Annotated in this window: 7 protein-coding genes; 1 reads left to right on the plus strand and 6 read right to left on the minus strand. The window is 66.2% G+C overall.

What is annotated here, in order from left to right; all coding sequences use genetic code 11:
* Positions 1-872: 872 nt before the first annotated feature.
* From VFS34_07330 to VFS34_07355, 6 genes are all read right to left on the minus strand, one after another.
* Positions 873-1,313, minus strand: coding sequence for a pyridoxamine 5'-phosphate oxidase family protein (locus tag VFS34_07330; protein HET9794257.1), 441 nt, complete (start codon positions 1,311-1,313; stop codon positions 873-875).
* Between the two features lie 131 nt (positions 1,314-1,444).
* A complete protein-coding gene (locus VFS34_07335) occupies positions 1,445-1,786 on the minus strand; it encodes a transcription initiation protein (GenBank protein HET9794258.1) in 342 nt (113 codons plus the stop codon).
* Positions 1,787-2,409: 623 nt separating this feature from the next.
* Positions 2,410-2,811 carry an RDD family protein gene (locus VFS34_07340; protein HET9794259.1) on the minus strand — a complete coding sequence of 134 codons (402 nt, stop codon included), beginning with the start codon at positions 2,809-2,811 and terminating at the stop codon, positions 2,410-2,412.
* A 426-nt stretch (positions 2,812-3,237) separates the two neighbouring features.
* Positions 3,238-3,969: a hypothetical protein gene (locus VFS34_07345; protein HET9794260.1), complete on the minus strand. Its 732-nt coding sequence runs from the start codon at positions 3,967-3,969 to the stop codon at positions 3,238-3,240.
* On the minus strand, positions 3,966-5,066 hold the full coding sequence (locus VFS34_07350; GenBank protein ID HET9794261.1) for a M4 family metallopeptidase: 1,101 nt from the start codon (positions 5,064-5,066) through the stop codon (positions 3,966-3,968). Before VFS34_07350 ends, VFS34_07345 begins: the two co-directional genes overlap by 4 nt.
* Complete coding sequence (locus VFS34_07355) at positions 5,063-5,539, minus strand: hypothetical protein (GenBank protein HET9794262.1); 477 nt, start codon at positions 5,537-5,539, stop codon at positions 5,063-5,065. The genes VFS34_07350 and VFS34_07355 overlap by 4 nt, the downstream gene beginning before the upstream one ends.
* Before the next feature lie 89 nt (positions 5,540-5,628).
* Between VFS34_07355 and VFS34_07360 the strand changes: the two genes are divergently transcribed.
* Positions 5,629-6,374, plus strand: a 746-nt coding sequence (locus tag VFS34_07360) for a hypothetical protein (GenBank protein HET9794263.1), incomplete at its 3' end; no start/stop codon positions are given.

The raw sequence follows: 6,374 nt of genomic DNA on the forward strand, positions 1-6,374 counted from the left end.
CGGCCCGTATGCGGGGCGTGCGCTGCCGCTCCGCTCCGCATTTTGACCCGCCTTCGGCGTCTGAGGCGCGCGAGCCGTACGATCATCGCTGCAAGCGTCGCTGTGAGCGCCGCCACGAGAGCCAGCGAGATCCACAGCCGCCAACCGTGAGGCGCGCTCAATCTCAGGTATGCCCAGGGTCGCCCCTCGTACAACCACAGCGAAATCACGCAGGCCGCCAACGTCCACAACTCGCCTATTAAAACCGGATAGAGCCACAGCCGCGCCCGGGTCGGGTCGGCTTGCGACCGCCGAAGGAAGGCTCGCCACACCACGAAGTGGTCGAGAAGGAGCTCGACCGCTATGAGCGTGAGACAGAGTACGTCGGGCGCGGTCAGAGAGCGCTCCTGGAGCAAGCGAGTCTGTCGAGTCGAAAGGGGTGGCAGCGCGGCAAAGAGTGCCGATGCCGAGGGCTGCAGTCCCCTCGATTCAAGCGATCACTACTCCGGTCGCCTGGCGACCCGAGAGCTCACCAGCGGCGAGCCGTGGGTGCGACGTCCGCCGCAACGAACTCTTCCGGAACTCGCGACTAAGCCGGTGTTTCAAGGATGGCCTCAATTCGTTCCTTGCATTGTGGGCAGACCGTCACGATGGGCTTCCCCAACCGGTCCTCGGTCCCCGACCCGGGAAACCGCCAGCCGCAATAGGGACACTTGAGCTTGAGGCCGATCCTCTGGTCGTCAGGGATGTTGACGTCATCCACGATCACCTCGCCGTGTGGCTAATGGAGTCCCGGAACCACTCGAGCTCAGCGGCAGGCCGCAAGGCGCAGTCGGCTGCAACGCGATGTTGGGCAGCACGTCGATTGCCAGGCCATGCGCTCGAAGGCACATCTACAGGACCAGGTTCTCGGCTCGGAACTCGACGATCTCCGGTGGATCGCGGTTGTAGTCGCTGTACCGAATCCATGTCGGCCGGACGCGAATGTAGATCAGCCCGGGCCAGCGCAGCCGACTCGGTCCATCCGGGTAGACCGCGTAGTAGACCTCCTTCAGGCGCTCCAAAGCAGAGCCCGAAGGCTCATCCGCGACACCTTCGTACTGCACCGTGCGTTCATCGCCCGGCACCCACCCCCCGATGACGAGCGCGACGTGCGGGTTCTGGCGCAGGTTCTGCGCCTTGCGTGTGGTCTGGAGCGTGTCGAACACGATCTCGAACTGGTCGGTCACGGCGAACCCCACTATCGCGGCTTGTGCCGTCTCCACGGCTGACACCGATGCCTGCACCGCCAGCCGGTGAAGGCGCAGGAACTCGAGCAATGCCTTCGGCTTCATTCCTGCCTCAGGCCGCTACGCACGGCACATCGCGAGATGCTGCCCGACGACTGAATTGAGCCGCGCCGCGAAGCGGCGTCGGCTTGAATGAATTCTTAGGCTGCACATTCTGCGCCGTTTCAGTACCACCCTCAGGACCGCGGGTCCAACCCGAAGGCGCGCAGCTCCTGCTCGCACCGGCAGGCCTTCGCAATGCGCGCGGCCCACGCGACGGCCTCCTCACGCGATGGCAGGTCGAGCACGGTGAAGCCGCCGTCAAGCGGGGGCGCCCACGGGTAGCCGCCATCGGCGACCGACCCGTCGGCCGAGACGAGGACGGGCGGCACGTCTTCGTCGATGCCGCCGCCGAAGACGTAAACGCCAGCGGCTTTTGCCTCATCGATCACGGCGTGCGCGTCGCGGCCCACCGCCTCCCGGTCGCCCTCCGGCACGACCATCGCCGCACTAGGAAATGAGATCAGGTACTTTGCCATAGTGCACTTTCCTTGGAGACTGATGACGGTGGTGAAGTGTGTGTGCGGCCAACGACCCGAGTTCATCGGCAAGCCCGCAGGGCGCGGTTCGCTGCAAGGAGATGTTCGGCCGCTTCCGATCCAAAGCGTCGATGCGCACAGCTAACCAAGCCATATGGAGATGCTACCAACCGCGAGGCCATTCCCGGAAAGCACGGAACCATCCTCCTGATACGACGAACCTCGGAAACGTAACCCATTGCTCGAGGAAGATTCGCGAAATGGCGTTTGCTGGGCCCGCGAAGGGCTCGGGTGGAATCTGCTCTTGCTTGTGACCGCGCCCCTGCAGAGCTACGGAGATGATCATGGTGGCAAGTGAGACGGCACCTAGAATAGCCGACCCTTCAAGGAGGCTAACGATTAAGCCGATATTGCCCAGCACGAACAGCGGCACGACGACTATGTGGATGAGTAGGTTCGCGCGAGAGCGGTGAACGCGCTCGTACCCATCCCATTGCCAGCGCAATAATTCTGCGACGCTCATAGCCCCACCCGTGCTGAGCGGCCGAACGACCCGGCTTCAGCGGCGGCGCGCGAACGGCGCGCCGTCCGCTGCAAGCCGATGTTAACCGCCGCCCGAACTGTCATGGAATGAAGACCACGTGGGTATCGGCTAGCATGTCGCCCAAACGTTGCCCTCGCGACGAGAGTTTGACCGCAAGAATGGCCGGTCCGCCGATAAAAAGGAAATCGACAGGATCGAGGATGTGACGAAGGAGGCAGTCAAGGCCAGTTAGCGGCTTCTGATCCAACCGCTCGACCACAAGGTCGAACAACGCCTTTCCAGCGGTTCTGCCAAACGTTGACTCAATAAACACGAAATACACGAACCATGCCACCAGGGCGATCAGCATGATCACGCAGCCGAGGCAACCATATTCCGGTTGGTCAAGCATTCCGCGACCCGCCCAGAACATGGCGCCGATTAGGCAGTAATCGAGGGTCGCCGCGAGGCCGCGACGAACAAGGTGCGTCTTTACCGGCATGGCCTTGACCCGGCGGCTAACGACCCGGCTTCAGCGACGGCGCGCGGACGGCGCGACGTCCGCTGCAAGCCGATGTTGGGCCACCCCACTTTCACTTGTGCCCTGCCGCGCGAAGGATCTTGAGCGCTGCGTCGCGGTCCTGTGGGAATACACGAATTTCCACCCAGTGCCCGCCTACTAGGGGTGATGTCAGGTGACTAACCTCGAGCGGTATTTCGGCCGGGATTCCAGCCGCTTGCAGGGCGCCACACGCAATCTCGGCCTCGTACGAGTCTGCAAAGGTTGCAACCGTGACACCCTCCGCCGATTCATCCTTGCTCATGCCGATCGCCTGCCTCGGTGGCCCAACATGTAATCAGACGTCCTAAGCGTTTTCGATAAACGCGACGGAAAGATACCGTTTTGTCGCGTCATGATCGTTCCATTTTAGAACCAACGACTTGATCCGGCTGACAAATCGTCGGACCGAAGTGCGAACCTGGTCGTGAATTCCAGACGCCTAACACGATCTTTCCGCGCTTCCGGAGGCGACGAAATGGCCGGTTCATTTTTTCGTCCCGGCATTGACCGCCTGAGTCCGCCCACGAGACTCGCGTCTCCGGTTTCACGGCCCGGGGTTCCCGAAGCGCGAACCGCCGCCACTTCGAACTGATCGGCCGGATGGATCTCCAGGAAGGGCCCGTCGGTGTCGATGACGATCGGTCCCCCGAAGCGGAGGTGTTCGTCCGCGAGAAGGGTTCGCCCCTCGCAGACGCGGTGCGCCGCCGTTTCCGGCTCACACTCGAGGCGCAGGAAGCGGCCGGCCGGCGCGCCGAGATCTCCGATCTCGAACGAGTCGAGCGCCACGTCGAGCGTCCAGAACCCGTCGGTCGAGTGCTGGGCGTCGCGGACGAGACGGCCGCGCCCGCTTCCCGTGCATCCCGTGTCGACCCAGCCCGAGAGCCCGAGGAACTTGAACGGCGTCGTGAACCAGGCGATCGCCCGCGAAAACCAGCCGAGCTCCGCCGGCGGAATCCGGGAAAGCCGCGCGATCGTCCGCTCGGGATCGCACAATCCCGGCGCCCCGACGCGCGACCCGAGACTCGCGACTCGCGGCTGGCGGAGAGCCGCCGACCGGCGCCGCGCCGCCGCGTGGTACCAGAGGTGCCGGACTCTCATCCCGCCGACGCGGCCGCCTTCGAAGCGAGCGGCACGCCGACCGTCCGCCAGGCGTCCCGGACCGCTTTCTCGACCGCGCTCCCGTAACGCTCCCCCGCGATCGCGACCGTCGAGGCGGCGGCGTCCTTGAAGTCCGACGTGTTCCGAAGACGCTCGGTCAGCGCCGCGTACCAGATCATCCCCGCCTTCTCCCAGGCGAACCCTCCGATCGCGATCGCCGCCAGCGCAAACGCGCGATTCGGGATGCCGGAGTTGACGTGGACGCCGCCGTTGTCGTCGTACCCTTCGTAGAAGTCGCGCATCGTCGCCGGCTGCGGGTCCTTCCCGAGGATCGGATCGTCGTACGCCGTCCCGGGATGCAGCATCGACCGGATGCCGCGGCCGCGCACCTTCGCGGTGAAGAGGCCCGCGCCGATGATCCAGTCGGCCTGATCGGCCTTCTCCTGCCGTTTCCACTGCTTGACGAGTGAGCCGAACACGTCGGAGAAGCTCTCGTTCAACGCGCCCGGCTGCCATTCGTAGTCGAAATTGGCCTCGGTTCCGGTCACGCCGTGCGTGAGCTCGTGGCCGATGACGTCGACCGCGACGGTGAAGCGGTTGAATATCCGGCCGTCGCCGTCTCCGTAAACCATCTGCGTGCCGTTCCAGAAGGCGTTGTCGAAGTTCCGGCCGTAGTGGACGGAGGAGTCGAGGCGCATTCCCTTCCCGTCGATCGAGCTCCGGCAGAACGCCTTCTCGTAGAAATCGTAGGTCGCGCCGGCGCCGTCGTACGCCTCGTTGACGGCCGGGTCTTTCGACGACGTGCCGCCCTCCCCGCGAACGAGCCGGCCGGGGAGGACCGAGCCCCCCGCCTCGTCGTAGACCGTCCTTCGTTCCTCGCCGGCCGGGATGGCGGGACACGTTCCGCCGATGGCATCACGATGCCCGCGGAGGCGCTCGGTCTGGAGCAGCGTCTCGCGAGCGCGGGAGCGTTCGAACTCGTCGCCGCGCCGCGAGATCGCGTCGAGAATGTACGGCGGAACGATAGTCTGGCAGCCCGAAGGGCTGACCGTCTTGCAGCCCGAAAGGCTGACCGCCGGGGAGGCAACGCGGCTCATCGGGAGCCCTCCTTCGTAAGATCGATCCTCCGGAGCGCCCGGACCAGCCCGGTCGCGGAGTCGAACTCGATCGCATAGAGCCCGGGCGGCAGGTCGTCGGAACCGGGAGGCGCCGCGAGCGCTTCGACGGTCTTCGCGAGACCGATCGCGCCGCCGAGGATGTCGCCGGTCTTCGGATCCCTCGACTCGCCGAACTCGGTCAGGTTCCACCCGTCCTGGAGAGCGAACTTCGCATCGACCGCGCCGAGACCGGAGCGGACGCGCAGCACGTACTCCTCGTCCTTCTTCGGGAGCCAGACGACCTGCGCCGAGCGCTCGCTCCCCTTCGTCGAGACGAGGAGATAGGGCTGCGGGCGATAGAACCGGATGCCCTCCCGGTAGTCCGCGTCCCTCAAGAGCCGCGTCACGCCGACGGATGCGCATCCGCCGAGCGAGGCGAGGCAAAGCGCTGCCAGCACGGTTCGCAGGCGCATGACGGTCCTCCCTCTCAACTCCTCACATCGCCGGACCCCTCGTCCGGGGACACGCCGGAACCGATCTTTTTTCGGGGCCGTAGAATCCGATGATCGAAACCGCACCCGGCCCTCCCGAATCCCGGCTCGGCCGCGCCGGCCGGCAGGCTTTCCTCGCCGCCTTCTCGCTCGGGGCCGCGGCGGTCGTCGCGGTCGTGATCCGACAGCTTCGGGCGCGTCCGGACCTTCCCCTCGGTTTCGCCGCCGCCGCATCGGCCGTCGCCGCGGCGCACGCGGCCACCTTCGCGTTCGTGTTTCGGAGACGCGGAACGCGCGCGGCTGCCGTATTCCTGGGCCTCTCGATCGTCGCGCTCGCGGGAGCGGGGGGGTGGCGTCGGACCGTCGCGATGCTGGGACTCGCCGGAGCGGCGGCCCTCTCCGCCGCCGTGGGGGACCGGATCGGGGCTCTGATCCTCCCGAAGGACGTGCTGTCATGGGGGGCGAGACTCGGGTTCGGAATCCTCGCGGCCGCCTGGGCCGTGTCGGCGCTGCTCCTGGCCGGCGTCTTCGGGCGCGGCATCGCCGCCGCCGGTCTCGTCGTCGCCGGGGCGTTCGCGGGAGCGGCGGGATGGCGGGAACGCCGCCGGAACGCCGGAGTACGGCGGCGGCCTTCGTGGACGGACGCGTCGGCCGCGGCGGCGGAGCTCTTCTTTCTCCTCGGCGCCGCCGCGCTCGTTGGCAATCTGGCACCGGAGTCCGGATTCGACGCGCTGACCCGGTATCTCCCGTGGGTGAAGATCGCGGCGCGCACCGGCGCCTTCCCGCGGATCCCGTGGCAGTTCCCGTTCATCCTTCC

The organism is Thermoanaerobaculia bacterium (assembly GCA_035717485.1).
Taxonomy (GTDB): domain Bacteria; phylum Acidobacteriota; class Thermoanaerobaculia; order UBA5066; family DATFVB01; genus DATFVB01.